Source organism: Xanthomonas sp. 1678 (assembly GCF_031455575.1).
Classification (GTDB): Bacteria; Pseudomonadota; Gammaproteobacteria; order Xanthomonadales; family Xanthomonadaceae; genus Xanthomonas_A.
Window position 1 is genome coordinate 236,813 of sequence record NZ_JAVDSZ010000005.1, and the last position, 15,428, is coordinate 252,240.

A 15,428-nucleotide genomic window follows, 5' to 3' on the forward strand; every position below is an offset into this window, starting at 1 on the left:
GTTTCCCAGAATTCCCGGCCGGCGGCACGCCGGCCCTTTCCCACCTTTTGTGAGGTCACCCCGTGGAAATCACTGCTTCCCTGGTCAAGGAACTGCGCGAGCGCACCGGCGCCGGCATGATGGAATGCAAGAAGGCGCTCACCGAGAACGCCGGCCATATCGACAACGCCGCCGAGTGGCTGCGCAAGTCGGGTCTGGCCAAGGCCGACAAGAAGGCCGACCGCGTCGCCGCCGAAGGCCGCATCGCGATGGCCCAGGACGGCGGCAAGGCCGTGCTGGTCGAGATCAACTCCGAGACCGACTTCGTCGCCAAGGACAATAACTTCCTGGCCTTCACCGAAGCCGTGGCCCAGGCCGCGCTGAGCTCCGGCGCCGCCGACGCCGAGGCGCTGAAGAGCGCCAAGCTGCCCGGCGGCGAGACCGTCGAGGAAGCCCGCGCCGCGGTCATCGCCAAGGTCGGCGAGAACGTGCAGGTGCGCCGCCTGGTGCGCATCGACAGCGCCAACAACGTCGCCGCCTACGTGCATGGCGGCCGCATCGGCGTGCTGGTCGAGGTCAAGGGCGGCGACGCCGAACTGGCCCGCGGCATCGCCATGCACATCGCCGCGATGAACCCGCCGCACGTGAAGGCGTCCGACGTCCCGGCCGACTTCGTCGCCAAGGAAAAGGAAATCGAGCTGGCCAAGATGTCGGAAAAGGACAAGGCCAAGCCGGCCGACATCCTGGAGAAGATCATCAGCGGCAAGATCGCCAAGATCGTCAACGAGGTCACCCTGTACGGCCAGCCGTACGTGCTGAACACCGACCAGAGCGTGGAGCAGGCGGTCAAGGCCGCCGGCGCCGACGTGATCGGTTTCCAGCGCCTGGCCGTGGGCGAAGGCATCGAGAAGGTGGTGGAAGACTACGCCGCCGAAGTGATGAAGCAGGCCGGCCTGGCCTGAGTCCGCCGTCCCGGGACAAAAAAAGCCGCGCTTGGTCGCGGCTTTTTTTTTGCCGGTGGTACGCTCTGCATGCCGGGGCATATCGCTGCCCCGATCACACTTTACGCGGAACCGCATGCGCCCTGAACTCGAAGCCATCCTGGCTCACTCCCGCAACCTGCCCTCGCCGCCCGGGATTGCGCTGCGCATCATCGACCTGGCCCAGGATCCGGAGGTCGATCTCGCCACCACCGCCGAAACCATCGCGATGGACATGGCGCTGAGCGCGCGCATGCTGCGCATCGCCAACTCGCCGCTGTACGCCAGCCGGCGCCGCATCGACAACCTCGGCCAGGCGCTGACCATGCTCGGGCTCAATGCCGCGCTGAGCCTGGCGCTGGGCTTCTCGATGGTGCAGAGCCTGCGCGACGGCACCGCATCCAACGACCTGCAGGAACGGATCTGGAAGCGCAGCGTGCTGTCGGCACTGGCCAGCCGCCTGCTCGGCCAGGCCATGGGCCTGCGCAAGCAGGAGGAGCTGATGCTGGCCGGACTGCTGCAGGACATGGGTGCGCTGGCCCTGCTGCACGTCTGCCACAACGAATACGCGCCGCTGCTGCGCGAGGCCGGCAACGGCGACAGCGAAGCCCTGGCCGCGTTGGAACGCGAGCAACTGGGCTGCGACCACGCCGAAGTCGGCGCCTGGCTGGCGCGCAAGTGGAAGCTGCCCGACTACCTGCAGCGCAGCATCGGCCTCGGCACCGGCACCGAGCCGGCGCCGGACACGTTCGGCCGGTGCGTGCTGCTGTCCGGCAGCATCGCCGACATCTGGCTGGCCGCCGACACCGACGCCGCGCGCAGCCTGGCGATGGAGCGGGTCTATCGCGACCTGCAGCTGGACAGCCGGCGCTTCGACGAGGTGATCGCCGGCATGGCCGCGGCGCTGCCGGAAATCGGCCCGATCTTCGATGTGCGCATCGTGCAGCCGGAACGGATCGACGCGATCATCAGCCATGCCCGCGAACTGATGGTGTTGCGCAACCTGCGCGAGATCCAGGAAGCCACCCAGGCACGGCACCAGGCCGACGAATCGGAACACCGCGCGCGGCGCCTGGCCGAACAGGCCAGTCGCGACGCGCTGACCGGGGTCTACAACCGGCACCAGTTGGAGGTCCTGCTGGCCCAGCAGTTCGATCTGGCCTCGCGCCACGACTGGCCGCTGTCGGTCGCCTTCATCGACCTGGACGACTTCAAGAAGATCAACGACGCCCACGGCCACCTGATCGGCGACCAGGTGCTGCGCGCGTTCGCGCAGGCCCTGCAGCCGCTGCTGCGCAGCAGCGACACCGTGGCCCGCTTCGGCGGCGAGGAATTCCTGGTGCTGTTGCCCAACACCAGCGAAGAAGCCGCATTGAACGTGATCCGGCGCATCCTCATCGAGATCGTGCAGCGGCCGATGGCCGAGGTGAAGAGCGGGCCGCTGCACATCAGCTTCTCCGCCGGCATCGCCACCCAGGGCGGACGCGAGCGCTTCGGCACCGCGCAGGACCTGCTGCAGGCCGCCGACGACATGCTGTACAGCTCCAAGCACGGCGGCCGCAACCGCGTCACTGCGCGCTCGTTCCGCGACACTCTGGCCTGAAACCCGCGCCCGCGGCAGATTCCGCGGCGCGCTTCGGCTAGAATCACGTGGTTTGCCCGTCCCCCCAACGAGGTCACCATGTCCCAGCTCGCCTATCGCCGCATCCTGTTGAAACTTTCCGGCGAAGCGCTGATGGGGGACGGGGATTACGGCATCGACCCCAAGGTCATCAACCGCCTCGCGCATGAAGTGATCGAGGCGCAGCAGGCCGGCGCCGAAGTGGCGCTGGTGATCGGCGGCGGCAACATCTTCCGCGGCGCCGGCCTGGCCGCCGGCGGCATGGACCGGGTCACCGGCGACCACATGGGCATGCTGGCCACCGTCATCAACGCGCTGGCGATGCAGGACGCGCTGGAAAAGCTCGGCGCCAAGGTGCGGGTGATGAGCGCGATCAAGATCAACGACGTGTGCGAGGACTTCATCCGCCGCCGCGCGATCCGTCACCTGGAGAAGGGCCGCATCGCGATCTTCGCCGCCGGCACCGGCAATCCGTTCTTCACCACCGACTCCGGCGCGGCGCTGCGCGCGATCGAGATCGGCGCCGACCTGCTGCTGAAGGCGACCAAGGTCGACGGTGTGTACGACAAGGACCCGAAGAAGCACGCCGACGCGGTGCGCTTCGACAGCCTGACCTACGACGAGGTGATCGCCCGCAACCTGGAAGTGATGGACACCGCCGCGTTCGCCCTGGCCCGCGACAGCGACCTGCCGCTGCGCATCTTCAACATGGGCCAGCCCGGCGAACTGCTGAAGATCCTGCACGGCGCGGAGATCGGGACGTTGGTCAAGGGCCGTAGCTGAGAGGCCGGGATTCGGGATTCGGGATTCGCAAACGCGACAGCCGCTAGCATGAGCCGTTGCGAGGCGCGTGCGGCAGACAACCTGCTGCAGTGCGCAACGCTTTTGCGATTCCCCAATCCCCAATCCCCAATCCCGGCACCTCGCTGTTCCCGGCTATAATCGTCCGATTCAGATTCAGCACGGACACCGGCGATGCTCAACGAAATCAAGCAAGACGCACAGACCCGCATGGCCAAGAGCATCGATGCGCTGCGCCATACGCTCATCAAGGTGCGTACCGGCCGCGCGTCGACCGCCCTGGTCGAGCACCTGAAGGTCAACTACTACGGGTCGGAAATGCCGCTGAGCCAGGTCGCCAGCGTCGCCGTGGCCGATGCCCGTTCGCTGACCATCAGCCCGTGGGAAAAGCAGATGGTCAGCGCGGTGGAGAAGGCGATCCTGGCCTCGGACCTGGGCCTGACTCCGAACACCGCCGGCACCACCATCCGCCTCAACCTGCCGGCGCTGACCGAAGAGCGCCGCCGCGAGTTGTCCAAGGTCGTGCACAGCGAAGGCGAGGACAGCAAGGTCGCGATCCGCAACATCCGCCGCGACGCCAACCAGCAGATCAAGGATCTGCTGAAGGACAAGAAGGTCACCGAGGACGAGGCGCGCGCCGCCGAGGACGACATCCAGAAGCTGACCGACAAGGCGATCAAGGACGTCGACGACGTGGTCAAGGGCAAGGAACAGGAACTGATGGCGGTCTGAGCCTGCGCCTCGCGGCCATGCCTTCCGACCCCCACGCTATGTCCCTGCCCCGCCACATCGCCATCATCATGGATGGCAACGGCCGCTGGGCGCAGCGCCGCCGGCGGCCGCGCGTGATCGGCCACCGCGCCGGCGCGCGCGCGGTCAACCGCACCATCGACTTCTGCCTGGAGCGCGGCATCCCCGCGCTGACCCTGTTCGCGTTCTCCAGCGAGAACTGGGGCCGCCCGCAGGAAGAAGTCGACGCGCTGATGAAGCTGTTCCTGCATGCGCTGGACCGCGAGGTCGAGGAACTGCAGCGGCGCGGCGTGCGCGTGCGCTTCATCGGCGACCGCTCGCGCTTCGCCCCGTCGCTGCGCGAGCGCATGGCCCAGGCCGAAGCCCGCACCGGCGACAACCAGGCCCTGCACCTGTCGATCGCGGCCAGCTACGGCGGCCGCCAGGACATCGCCCAGGCCGCGCGCGCACTGGCCGAGGACGTGGCGGCCGGGCGCCTGCGTCCCGAGCAGATCGACGAGGACCTGCTGTCGGCGCGCATGGCGCTGTCCGACCTGCCGCCGCCGGACCTGTTCATCCGCACCGGCGGCGACGTGCGCATCAGCAATTTCCTGCTGTGGCAGCTGGCCTACACCGAACTGTGGTTCACCGAGACCCTGTGGCCCGAGTTCGGCGCCGAGGTGCTGCAACAAGCCCTGGACGACTACGCCAGCCGCGAGCGGCGTTTCGGCCTGACCAGCGCGCAAGTCGCCCCGGCGACGGAGAACACACCCGCATGACCCGTACCCGCGTCATCGCCGCGCTGATCATGGCCCCGCTGGCCATCTGCGCCATCCTGCTGCTGCCGACGCAATGGCTGGCGGCGCTGGCCGCGCTGATCTTCCTGGTCGGCCTGTGGGAATGGCTGAAGCTGGCCGAGGTCGACGACACCCTGCCGCGCACCATCCTGCTGGTGCTGAACCTGCTGCTGATGGTGCTGCTGGTGTGGGCCTCGGCCGGCTCGCTGGTGCTGTTCCAGCTGACCACCCTGGTCGGCGTCGGCTGGTGGTGCGTGGCGCTGCTGTGGCTGCGCTTCTTCCAGTTCGGCTCCGACCACGCCACCTACGCGCGGGTGTTCAAGCTGGCCGCCGGCACCCTGGCGATCGTCCCGGCCTGGTCTGCGCTGGGCCTGATCCACGCCAGCGAGCCGAACGGGCACCGCTGGCTGCTGACCGCACTGGTCACGGTCTGGGCCGCCGATTCCGGCGCCTATTTCGCCGGGCGCCAGTTCGGCAAGCACAAGCTGGCGCCGCGGATCAGCCCCAACAAGACCGTCGAGGGCCTGATCGGCGGGTTGCTGGCCGGCCTGGTCTGCGCCGCCGGCTTCGGCTGGCTGGCCGGGGTCACCCTGCCGCAGTTGCCCGGCCTGCTGATCGTGGCCGCGGTCAGCGTGCTGGCCTCGGTGGTCGGCGACCTGTTCGAAAGCCTGCTCAAGCGCCACGTCGGCGCCAAGGACTCGGGCAACGTGATCCCCGGCCACGGCGGCGTGCTCGACCGCGTCGACGGCGTGCTGGCGGCGCTGCCGATCTTCGCGCTGGGCAAGGACATCTTCGGGTTCTGAACATGTCCGATGCCGTCCGCTCCATCGCCGTGCTCGGCGCCACCGGTTCGATCGGCGCCTCCGCGCTGGACGTGATCGCGCGCCACCCGCAGCGGCTGCGCGCCAGCGTGCTGGCCGCCGGCGGCAACGTCGCCGCATTGCTGGCGCTGTGCGCCGTGCACCGGCCGGCGCACGCGGTGATCGCCGACCCGGCGCTGTACCCGGCGCTGCGCGACGGCCTGCGCGATGCCGGGTTGCGCACCGAAGCGCATGCCGGCGCCGCCGCGCTGGAGCAGCTGGTGGCCAGCGACGCCTGCGACAGCGTGGTCGCCGCCATCGTCGGCGCCGCCGGCCTGGCCTCGACCCTGGCCGCGGCCCACGCCGGCAAGCGCCTGCTGCTGGCCAACAAGGAATCGCTGGTGCTGGCCGGCGAGCTGGTCACCGCCGCGGCCGCCGCGGCCGGCGCCGAGATCATCCCGATCGACAGCGAGCACAGCGCGATCTTCCAGTGCCTGCGCTCGCGCCAGGCCGGCGCCGAGGTGCGGCGGGTGCTGCTGACCGCCTCCGGCGGCCCGTTCCGCGGCTGGGACCGCGCGCGCCTGCAGTCGGTGACCCCGGCGCAGGCGGTGGCGCACCCGAAGTGGTCGATGGGCCCGAAGATCTCGGTCGACTCGGCCACCTTGATGAACAAGGGCCTGGAAGTGATCGAGGCGCACCACCTGTTCGCGCTGCCGCCTTCGCGCATCGAGGTGCTGGTGCACCCGCAGAGCCTGGTGCACTCGCTGGTGGAGTTCATCGACGGTTCCACCTTGGCGCAGATGGGTTTGCCGGACATGCGCACCACCCTGGCGGTGGGCCTGGGCTGGCCGCAGCGGATCGAGTCCGGAGTCGCCGGGCTGGACCTGCTGGCCCACGGCCGCCTGGATTTCGAGCCGGCGGACCTGGACGCGTTCCCGTGCCTGGGCCTGGCCTGGCGCGCGATGCAGGCCGGCGGCAGCGCCCCGGCGATCCTGAACGCGGCCAACGAAGTGGCTGTTTCAGCCTTTCTTCAGGGCCGTATCGGTTTCCTATCGATTCCTGCGCTGGTCGAGAACGCCCTGACCGTGCTGCCTGCAGGCGCGGCCGACTCCCTGGACGCGCTGCTCGCGGCGGACGCGCAATCGCGCAAGATCACCGAACTCGCCATTGCCCGCCAGCCTGCCCATGTCTGACACGCACGCCCCTATGAGCCACGCGCATGGGTGATTTCATCGGGTCCGTCTGGTGGATGATCGTCAGCCTGGGCGTGCTGGTGACCTTCCACGAGTTCGGCCATTTCTGGGTCGCCCGCCGCTGCGGGGTCAAGGTGCTGCGCTTTTCGGTGGGCTTCGGCAAGCCGCTGTGGTCGCGCTACGACCGCCACGGCACCGAGTTCGCGATCGCCGCGATCCCGCTGGGCGGCTACGTGAAGATGCTCGACGAGCGCGAGGGCGACGTGGCCCCGGCCGAGCGCGGCCAGGCCTTCAACAACAAGAGCGTGTGGCAGCGCATCGCCATCGTCGCCGCCGGCCCGATCGCCAACCTGGTGCTGTGCGTGGCGCTGCTGTGGGCGATGTTCGTGATCGGCAAGCAGGACTACGCCGCAGTCGTCGGCCGCGCCGACGGCCTGGCGCTGCAGGCCGGGCTGCAGCCGGGCGAGCGCATCGTGCGCATCGGCACGCGCGAGGTGTCCAGCTGGAGCGACGCCAGCATGCAGCTGACCGTGGCGGCGATGGACCGCGCGGATGTGCGCATCCAGACCGAGGACACGCGCGACGGCGCCAGCCGCGTGCATACCCTGCGCCTGTCGCAGCTGCCCGCCGGCTTCGACGAGCAGCAGGTGCCGCGCCTGGCCGGCCTCACCTGGCACTTCACCCTGCAGCCGGCGGTCATCTCCGAGGTGACCCCAGGCTCGGCGGCCGATGGCGTGCTGCGCCCGGGCGACCGCGTGCTGGCGGTGGATGGCGCGCCGGTCACCAACGCCGACCAGGTCGGGCCACAAGTCCAGGCGCTGGCCAGGAACGGCGGCAGCGGCCTGGTCGAGGTCGAGCGCGCCGGCGAGCGCCTGGCGCTGGACGTGCGCCTGACCCCCAGCAAGGATCCGCGGGTGCAGGGCCTGACGCTGGGCGTGGGTTTCGGAGGCAAGGACCGCCCGGCACCGGCGTTCGACGCCAAGCTGCAGTACGGCCCGCTGGCGGCGGTCCCGGCCGCGTTCCGCGAAACCGGCAAGCTGGCCGGGGACACGCTGGGGGTCATCCGGCGCATGCTGACCGGCCAGGCCTCGCTCAAGAACGTGTCCGGGCCGATCACCATCGCCAAGGTCGCCAACGTATCGGCCAAGCAGGGGCCGGACTGGTTCCTGTATTTCCTGGCGCTGCTGTCGCTGAGCCTGGCGATCATGAACCTGCTGCCGATCCCGATCTTGGACGGCGGGCACTTGCTGTATTACCTTATTGAGTTGGTCAAGGGCAGCCCGCTGAGCGAGCGTGCCATGGCGGCGGGGCAGGTCGTCGGTCTGACGATGCTGGCCGGGCTGATGGGGTTGGCGTTCTACAACGACATCTTCGGCCAGGCTTTGCGATGAACCCGATGCTGATCCACCCGACCCCGCTGTCGTCGTCTTACGCCGGCGCCCATGCAACAACGATATCGACCTCTACCCGGACGTGACATGACGAGATTTCCCACTCGCCGCCTGCTAGCCCTCGCCCTCGCCGCCAGCCTCAGCCTGCCGGCGCTGGCCCAGGCGACGGAGCCCTTCACCGCCAGCGACATCCGCGTCGACGGGCTGCAACGCATCTCCTCCGGCACCGTCTTCACCTACCTGCCGGTGGAACGCGGCGACACGGTCGACGACGCCAAGGTCGGCGAGGCGATCCGCGCGCTGTACCGCACCGGGTTCTTCGAGGACGTGCAGGTCGATCGCCAGGGCAACATCCTGGTGGTCACGGTCAAGGAACGCCCGGCGATCAACAAGCTGACCGTCACCGGCAACAAGGACATCAAGAGCGAAGAACTGCTCAAGGGCCTGTCCGACATCGGCCTGACCGAGGGCGGCACCTTCGACCGGCTGAGCCTGGACCGGGTGACCCAGGAGCTGACCCGCCAGTACAACAACCGCGGCAAGTACAACGTCGAGATCACCCCGACGGTGAGCCCGCTGGACCGCAACCGGGTCGACGTGGCGATCGCGATCAAGGAAGGCAAGGCCGCCAAGATCCAGCACGTCAACATCGTCGGCACCGAGAAGTTCGCCACCGAGGACATCCTGGAGAGCTGGGAGTCGCGCGAGCACAACTGGCTGTCGTGGTATCGCCGCGACGACCAGTACTCCAAGGAAAAGCTGTCCGGCGACCTGGAGAAGCTCAACTCCTGGTACCTGGACCGCGGCTACGTCGATTTCAGCGTCGATTCCACCCAGGTGTCGATCAGCCCCGACAAGCGCAACATGTACCTGACCGCCGGCATCACCGAGGGCGAGCAGTACAAGATCTCCGACATCAAGGTCACCGGCGACACCGTGCTGCCGCAGGAAGAGGTCGAGAAGCTGGTCATTCCCAAGCCGGGCGACACCTTCTCGCGCGCGCTGCTGGAGTTCAGCTCCGACGCGATCACCAACACGCTCAGCAACATCGGCTACGCCTTCGCCAAGGTCAATCCGATCCCGACCACCGACCGCGAGAAGCGCACCGTCGCGATCAACCTGCAGGTGGTGCCGGGCCCGCGCGTGGCGGTCCGCCGCATCGTGTTCAAGGGCAACACCCGCACCTCAGACGAAGTGCTGCGCCGCGAGATGCGCCAGTTCGAGAACAGCTGGTACTCGCAGGCCGCGATCGACCGCTCCAAGATCCGCCTGCAGCGGCTGGGCTACTTCGAGTCGGTGGACGTGGAAACGCCGCCGGTGCCGGGCAGCAACGACAAGGTCGACGTGGTCTACAGCGTCAAGGAAACCACCTCCGGCAGCTTCACCTTCGGCCTGGGCTATTCGCAGACCTATGGCGTGACCACCTCGATCCAGCTGTCGCAGAACAACTTCCTCGGCGGCGGCAACCGCGTCTCGGTGGACGCTTCGCGCAGCAGCTATCAGGAGCGCTACGCGTTCTCCTACACCAACCCGTTCTTCACCGACGACGGCGTGTCGCTGGGCTACAACATCTCCTACCGCAAGCTGGACTACTCCGACTTCGGCACCGCCCAGTACAACAGCAAGAACGGCGCGGCTCAGATGATCTTCGGCGTGCCGATCACCGAGAACGACACCGTCTCGCTGATGTTCGGCATCGACAGCAACCAGATCACCACCTACCCCAGCTACACGCCGAACGCGATCATCAACTACATCGACGCGATCGGGCAGAAGACCTTCCATGCCTGGCGCAGCGAACTGGGCTGGGCGCGCGACACCCGCAACGACTACTTCATGCCGACCCGCGGCCTGTACCAGCGCATCGGCCTGGAAGCCACCCTGCCCGGCTCCACCGTCGAGTATTGGAAGCTGAACTACCAGGTCTCCAAGTACTGGACGATCATTCCCTCGCTGGTGCTCAACACCCGCGCCGAGTTCGGCTACGGCGACAGCTACGGCAGCGACGTCTCGCGCGACATCTGCGGCGTGGTCCAGAACAACGCCTACACGGCGGCCGACTGCAATGGCAGCAACCTGCTCCGCCGCGTGACCGCCTCGGGCCTGCCGTTCTACGAGAACTTCTACGCCGGCGGCACCAACTCCGTGCGCGGCTTCGAGGACAACACCCTCGGCCCGCGCTCGGAGGCCACCGCCTCCTACAGCCGCGGCCAGCCGCTGGGCGGCTCGTTCAAGACCGTGGGCTCGGCGGAAATGTATTTCCCGAAGCTGTTCGACAGCCCGTCGGCGCGCATCTCGGCGTTCATCGACGTCGGCAACGTGTTCAACGGCGTGGACAACTACAAGACCAACGAACTGCGCGCCTCCACCGGCGTGGCGCTGCTGTGGCGGGCACCGGTCGGCCCGATCTCGATCAGCTACGCGTTCCCGTTGAAGAAGGAAGACAACGACGAGATCGAGCGCCTGCAGTTCACGTTTGGTGGGCAGTTCTAAGAACTGCCCACCCGCCGCCAGGGAGCGCGTCATCGCGTTCGCGCTGACGCCCCACGATTCGCTGCGCGAATGGTGGGCCCCGGCTCGTCTTCTCCCAAATCCCCGCGCCTTCGGCGCGCCCCCTTTACTAAAGGGGGCTTTTGTCCGAGTTGGATGATCGCGATCTGAGTGAAGCAGAGGTTTTCCGCTTGGTTGACCCTGGCATGGCCCTCAAACGGGGCTTTTCTGCTGTTGATTGATCGCGGCCTTGAGCATTGGCCGATCCTGGCCGCACTGCCTGCGGCACGGGCGCAGCATGACCGTGCCGATGGCACGCGGTAGAATCCCTGCGTGAATATTCCTTCCCATACCGCATACGAGATCGCCGAGCGCTTCGGCCTGCAGGTGCATGGCGACGGCAACGTCGCCGTGCATGGTGTCGCCACGCTGGCGCATGCCGGCCCCGGACAGCTCAGCTTCCTGGCCAATCCGCGCTACCGCGCGCAGCTGGCCGACAGCACCGCCGCGGTGGTGGTGCTACGCGCCGACGATGCCGAAGCGGCGCCTGGTACCGCGCTGATCGCGCGCGATCCGTACGTCGCCTTCGCCAAGATCGCCGCGCTGTTCGACGTGGCGCCGGCGCGTCCGCCCGGCATCCATCCCAGCGCCAGCATCGACCCCAGCGCGCAGGTTTCCCCCAGTGCCCACATCGGCGCCTTCGTCAGCATCGGCGCGCGCAGCGTGATCGGCGACGGTTGCGTGATCGGCCCGGGCTGCGTGATCGGCGAGGACTGCCAGGTCGGCGCCGGCGGCGAACTGATCGCCCGGGTCACCCTGGTCACCCGCGTGCGCCTGGGACAACGCGTGCGCATCCACCCCGGCGCGGTGCTCGGCGCCGACGGTTTCGGCCTGGCAATGGACGCCGGCCACTGGATCAAGGTGCCGCAGCTCGGCGGCGTGGTGATCGGCGACGATTGCGAGATCGGCGCCAACGCCTGCGTCGACCGCGGCGCGCTGGAGGACACCACGCTCGAGGAAGACGTGCGCCTGGACAACCTGGTGCAGGTCGCGCACAACGTGCACATCGGCGCGCACAGCGCGATCGCCGGCTGCACCGGCATCGCCGGCAGCGCCAAGATCGGCCGCTACTGCATGCTCGGCGGTGCGGTCGGCGTGGTCGGCCACCTGGAAATCTGCGACAAGGTGGTGATCACCGGCAAGTCGGTGGTGCGCAACTCCATCCATGAGCCGGGCGAGTATTCCTCCGGCACCCCGTTGACCGACAACCGCACGTGGCGCAAGAACGCCGCGCGCTTCAAGCAGCTCGATGCCCTGGCCCGTCGCATCCTGTCTGTAAGCAAGGAGAAGCAATGAGCCACGAACAGACACTGCCGGACATCACCCAGATCAAGGCCTTGATTCCGCACCGCTATCCTTTCCTGCTGGTGGACAAGGTGGTGTCGCTCGACTTCGAGAACCGCAAGATCGTTGCGCACAAGAACGTCAGCGTCAACGAGCCGTTCTTCCAGGGCCACTTCCCGGGCCAGCCGATCATGCCCGGCGTGCTGATCATCGAGGCGCTGGCCCAGGCCGGCGGTGTGCTGACCCAGCTGGCGTTGGGCCGCGACGCGCAGTCCAAGCTGTTCTACATGGTCAAGGTCGACAACGCCCGCTTCAGCAGCCAGGTCGTGCCCGGCGACGTGCTGGAGCTGCACGTGCAAATCAAGCGCGTGATCCGCAACATGGCCGTGTACTACGGCGAAGCCAAGGTCGACGGCAAGGTCGTCGCCTGCGCCGAGGTGCTGTGCGCCGGCACCCGCGAATGATCCTGGCAGGAGACCTGCAATGAGCGACAACGCCCCCCTCATCCATCCGTCCGCGGTGATCGACCCATCGGCCAAGCTGGCGACGGACGTGCGCGTCGGCGCCTTCAGCCTGATAGGCGCCGAGGTCGAGATCGGCGAAGGCAGCGTGATCGGCTCGCATTGCAGCATCGTCGGTCCGACCCGGATCGGCCGCAACAACCATCTGGTCGGCCACGTCGCGCTCGGCGGTGATCCGCAGGACAAGAAGTTCGCCGGCGAGCGCACCGAACTGGTGATCGGCGACCGCAACGTGATCCGCGAATTCGTCACCGTCAGCCGCGGCACCGGCAACGGCGGCGGCATCACCCGCGTCGGCAGCGACAACTGGTTCCTGGCCTACACCCACGTCGCCCACGACTGCGTGGTCGGCGACCATTGCGTGTTCTCAAACAACACCACCCTGGCCGGGCATGTCGAAGTCGGCGACCACGTGATCATCAGCGGCTTCGCCGGCGCGCATCAGTTCTGCCGAATCGGCGATCACGCCTTCCTCGGCATGGGCGCGCTGATCAACGGTGACGTGCCGCCGTTCACCATGGTCGGCGGCAACTCGCTGGGACGCCCGCGCGGCATCAACAGCGAAGGCCTCAAGCGCCGTGGTTTCGACACCGAGCGCCTGGCCGCGATCAAGCGCGCCTACCGCGCGCTGTACGTGGCCGGGCTGCCGCTGGCCGAAGCCAAGCAGCAACTGGCGGCACTGGCCGAAAGCAGCGAGGACGTGCGCGCGATGCTGGAATTCATCGAAGCCAGCGAGCGGCCGTTGTTGCGATGAATGCCGGGACCGGGGACCGGGGACCAGGGACCCGGGAACAGCGAGGAGTCGATGTACTGGGCGTTGCCGGTCCCCGGTCCCCGGTCCCCGGTCCCCGCTCCATCCGCATCGCCCTCGTCGCCGGCGAGGCCTCCGGCGACCAGCTTGGTGCCGGACTGATCGAGGCGCTGCGCGCGCGGTACCCGGATGCCGAGTTCGCCGGCATCGGCGGCGATGCGATGCGCAACGCCGGTTGCCAGACCTGGTTCGATGCCAGCGAACTGGCGGTGATGGGCCTGATGGAAGTGCTGCGGCATCTGCCGCGCCTGCTGAAACTGCGCCGCGCGCTGCGCGAGCGCCTGCTGGACTGGCGCCCGGACGTGTTCGTCGGCGTCGACGCGCCCGACTTCAACCTCGGCGTGGAGCGCTGGCTCAAGCAGCGCGGCATCCGCACCGTGCACTACGTGAGCCCGTCGGTCTGGGCCTGGCGCGAGAAGCGCGCGGCCAAGATCGGCGCCAGCGCCGACATGGTGCTGTGCCTGTTCCCGATGGAGCCGCCGATCTACGCCAGGCACGGCGTGGACGCGCGCTTCGTCGGCCACCCGATGGCCGATGCGATCGCGCTGGAAGGCGACCGCGACGCGGCGCGCGCCGAGCTCGGGCTGCCGGCCGCCGCGACCGTGCTGGCGGTGCTGCCGGGCAGCCGCCTGGGCGAGATCGGCCGGCTCGGCGATACCTTCTTCGCCGCCGCCTGGCAGGTGCTGCAGCAGACGCCGGGCGCGCACGTGGTGGTGCCGGCGGCCAACGCCGCGTGCAAGGCGCTGATCGCCGAACAGCTGTCACGTTCGGCCTTGCCGGTGGTGTATTCGCACCTGCTCGACGGCCAGGCGCGCACGGCGCTGCTCGCCGCCGACGTGGTGCTGCTGGCCTCCGGCACCGCGACGCTGGAGACAATGCTGGTGAAGCGGCCGATGGTGGTCGGCTACAAGGTCGCGCCGCTGACCTACCGCATCGTCAAGGCGCTGGGCCTGCTGAAGGTCGACCGCTACGCGCTGCCCAACATCCTCGCCGGCCGCGATCTGGCGCCGGAACTGATGCAGGACGACTGCACCGCGGACAAATTGTCGGCCGCGCTGCTGCACTGGCTGCGCGACCCGCAGGCGGTGGAAGCGCTGCAACCCGAGTACCTGCGCTTGCATCAGTTGCTGCGCCAGGATGCGTCGGTGCGGGCTGCCGATGCGGTGGCGGAATTGCTTGAAGGCCGGGATTCGCAATTCGGGATTCGGGATTCGGAGGCGACGTCATGAAGCACTCCGACGGGTCCGGCCTGCTGTTCCAATCCCCAATCCCCACTCACCAATCCCTGCTCTACGCCGGCGTCGACGAAGCCGGGCGTGGCCCGCTGGCTGGGCCGGTGGCGGTGGCGGCGGTGGTGTTCGATCCGTCGCGGCCGCGCATCAATGGCTTGAACGATTCCAAGCAGCTCAACGCCGAGCGCCGCGAGCAGCTGTATGCGCGCATCGTCGAGCGCGCGCTGGCCTGGTCGGTGGTGTTGATCGACAACGAGGAGATCGACCGCATCAACATCTACCAGGCGACGATGCTCGGCATGCGCCGCGCGGTCGAGGGCGTGGCCCACGTCGCCCAGTTCGCGCGCATCGACGGCAACCGCATCCCCAAGGGCCTGCCGTGCGCAGCCGAAGCGCTGATCGGCGGCGATGCGCTCGACCGCGCGATCATGGCCGCCTCGATCGTGGCCAAGGTCACCCGCGACCGCCTGATGCGGCAGTTGCACGAGCAGCACCCGCACTACCGCTTCGACCTGCACAAGGGCTACAGCACGCCCGCGCATCTCGCGGCGCTGCAGACCCATGGCCCGTGCCCGCAGCACCGGCGCAGCTTCGCGCCGGTACGCCGTGCGCTGGGGGAGCCGGGACTCGGGACGTGGGACTCGGGACTCGGCATCGCGAATGCGAATTTCGCTGGCGCAGGCGCGACGGAAGCGATCAACGACGGCTAGGCCTCGCTCAACCCCAAATGAGACCCGTC

14 protein-coding genes are annotated in these 15,428 nt (G+C 68.3%); all 14 read left to right on the forward strand.

Annotated elements, in window-relative coordinates; translation table 11 throughout:
* Window positions 1–62: 62 nt before the first annotated feature.
* The 14 genes from tsf to J2Y70_RS11830 all read left to right on the forward strand — a co-directional run bounded on the left by tsf (window position 63) and on the right by J2Y70_RS11830 (window position 15,399).
* Window positions 63–941, forward strand: coding sequence for a translation elongation factor Ts (gene tsf, locus J2Y70_RS11765; RefSeq protein WP_309917499.1), 879 nt, complete (start codon window positions 63–65; stop codon window positions 939–941).
* Window positions 942–1,056: 115 nt separating this feature from the next.
* The gene (locus J2Y70_RS11770) at window positions 1,057–2,562 is read left to right on the forward strand and encodes a GGDEF domain-containing protein (protein ID WP_309917503.1); all 1,506 of its coding nucleotides are present in this window, start codon (window positions 1,057–1,059) and stop codon (window positions 2,560–2,562) included.
* A gap of 78 nt (window positions 2,563–2,640) precedes the next feature.
* A complete protein-coding gene (gene pyrH, locus J2Y70_RS11775; protein ID WP_104558608.1) occupies window positions 2,641–3,363 on the forward strand; it encodes a UMP kinase in 723 nt (240 codons plus the stop codon).
* 192 nt (window positions 3,364–3,555) lie between these two features.
* Entirely contained in the window at window positions 3,556–4,113 is a 558-nt protein-coding gene (gene frr / locus J2Y70_RS11780) for a ribosome recycling factor (RefSeq protein ID WP_263113025.1), read from the forward strand.
* 38 nt (window positions 4,114–4,151) lie between these two features.
* Window positions 4,152–4,889, forward strand: a complete 738-nt coding sequence (gene uppS / locus J2Y70_RS11785; RefSeq protein ID WP_263395047.1) for a polyprenyl diphosphate synthase — start codon at window positions 4,152–4,154, stop codon at window positions 4,887–4,889.
* Window positions 4,886–5,710, forward strand: coding sequence for a phosphatidate cytidylyltransferase (locus J2Y70_RS11790; RefSeq protein WP_309917513.1), 825 nt, complete (start codon window positions 4,886–4,888; stop codon window positions 5,708–5,710). Before uppS ends, J2Y70_RS11790 begins: the two co-directional genes overlap by 4 nt.
* Before the next feature lie 2 nt (window positions 5,711–5,712).
* The gene (gene dxr / locus J2Y70_RS11795) at window positions 5,713–6,900 is read left to right on the forward strand and encodes a 1-deoxy-D-xylulose-5-phosphate reductoisomerase (protein WP_309917516.1); all 1,188 of its coding nucleotides are present in this window, start codon (window positions 5,713–5,715) and stop codon (window positions 6,898–6,900) included.
* A gap of 26 nt (window positions 6,901–6,926) precedes the next feature.
* Window positions 6,927–8,291 carry an RIP metalloprotease RseP gene (rseP, locus tag J2Y70_RS11800; protein WP_309917519.1) on the forward strand — a complete coding sequence of 455 codons (1,365 nt, stop codon included), beginning with the start codon at window positions 6,927–6,929 and terminating at the stop codon, window positions 8,289–8,291.
* 87 nt (window positions 8,292–8,378) lie between these two features.
* Complete coding sequence (bamA, locus tag J2Y70_RS11805; RefSeq protein ID WP_309917521.1) at window positions 8,379–10,784, forward strand: outer membrane protein assembly factor BamA; 2,406 nt, start codon at window positions 8,379–8,381, stop codon at window positions 10,782–10,784.
* Between the two features lie 330 nt (window positions 10,785–11,114).
* Window positions 11,115–12,137 (forward strand): UDP-3-O-(3-hydroxymyristoyl)glucosamine N-acyltransferase, encoded by a 1,023-nt coding sequence (lpxD, locus tag J2Y70_RS11810; protein WP_309917524.1) that lies wholly within the window; start codon window positions 11,115–11,117, stop codon window positions 12,135–12,137.
* Window positions 12,134–12,589 (forward strand): 3-hydroxyacyl-ACP dehydratase FabZ, encoded by a 456-nt coding sequence (gene fabZ / locus J2Y70_RS11815; protein WP_263395054.1) that lies wholly within the window; start codon window positions 12,134–12,136, stop codon window positions 12,587–12,589. Before lpxD ends, fabZ begins: the two co-directional genes overlap by 4 nt.
* A gap of 19 nt (window positions 12,590–12,608) precedes the next feature.
* Window positions 12,609–13,400, forward strand: coding sequence for an acyl-ACP--UDP-N-acetylglucosamine O-acyltransferase (gene lpxA, locus J2Y70_RS11820; protein WP_309917526.1), 792 nt, complete (start codon window positions 12,609–12,611; stop codon window positions 13,398–13,400).
* A 56-nt stretch (window positions 13,401–13,456) separates the two neighbouring features.
* The gene (gene lpxB, locus J2Y70_RS11825) at window positions 13,457–14,686 is read left to right on the forward strand and encodes a lipid-A-disaccharide synthase (protein ID WP_309917744.1); all 1,230 of its coding nucleotides are present in this window, start codon (window positions 13,457–13,459) and stop codon (window positions 14,684–14,686) included.
* A complete protein-coding gene (locus J2Y70_RS11830; RefSeq protein WP_309917527.1) occupies window positions 14,683–15,399 on the forward strand; it encodes a ribonuclease HII in 717 nt (238 codons plus the stop codon). The genes lpxB and J2Y70_RS11830 overlap by 4 nt, the downstream gene beginning before the upstream one ends.
* Window positions 15,400–15,428: the final 29 nt, after the last annotated feature.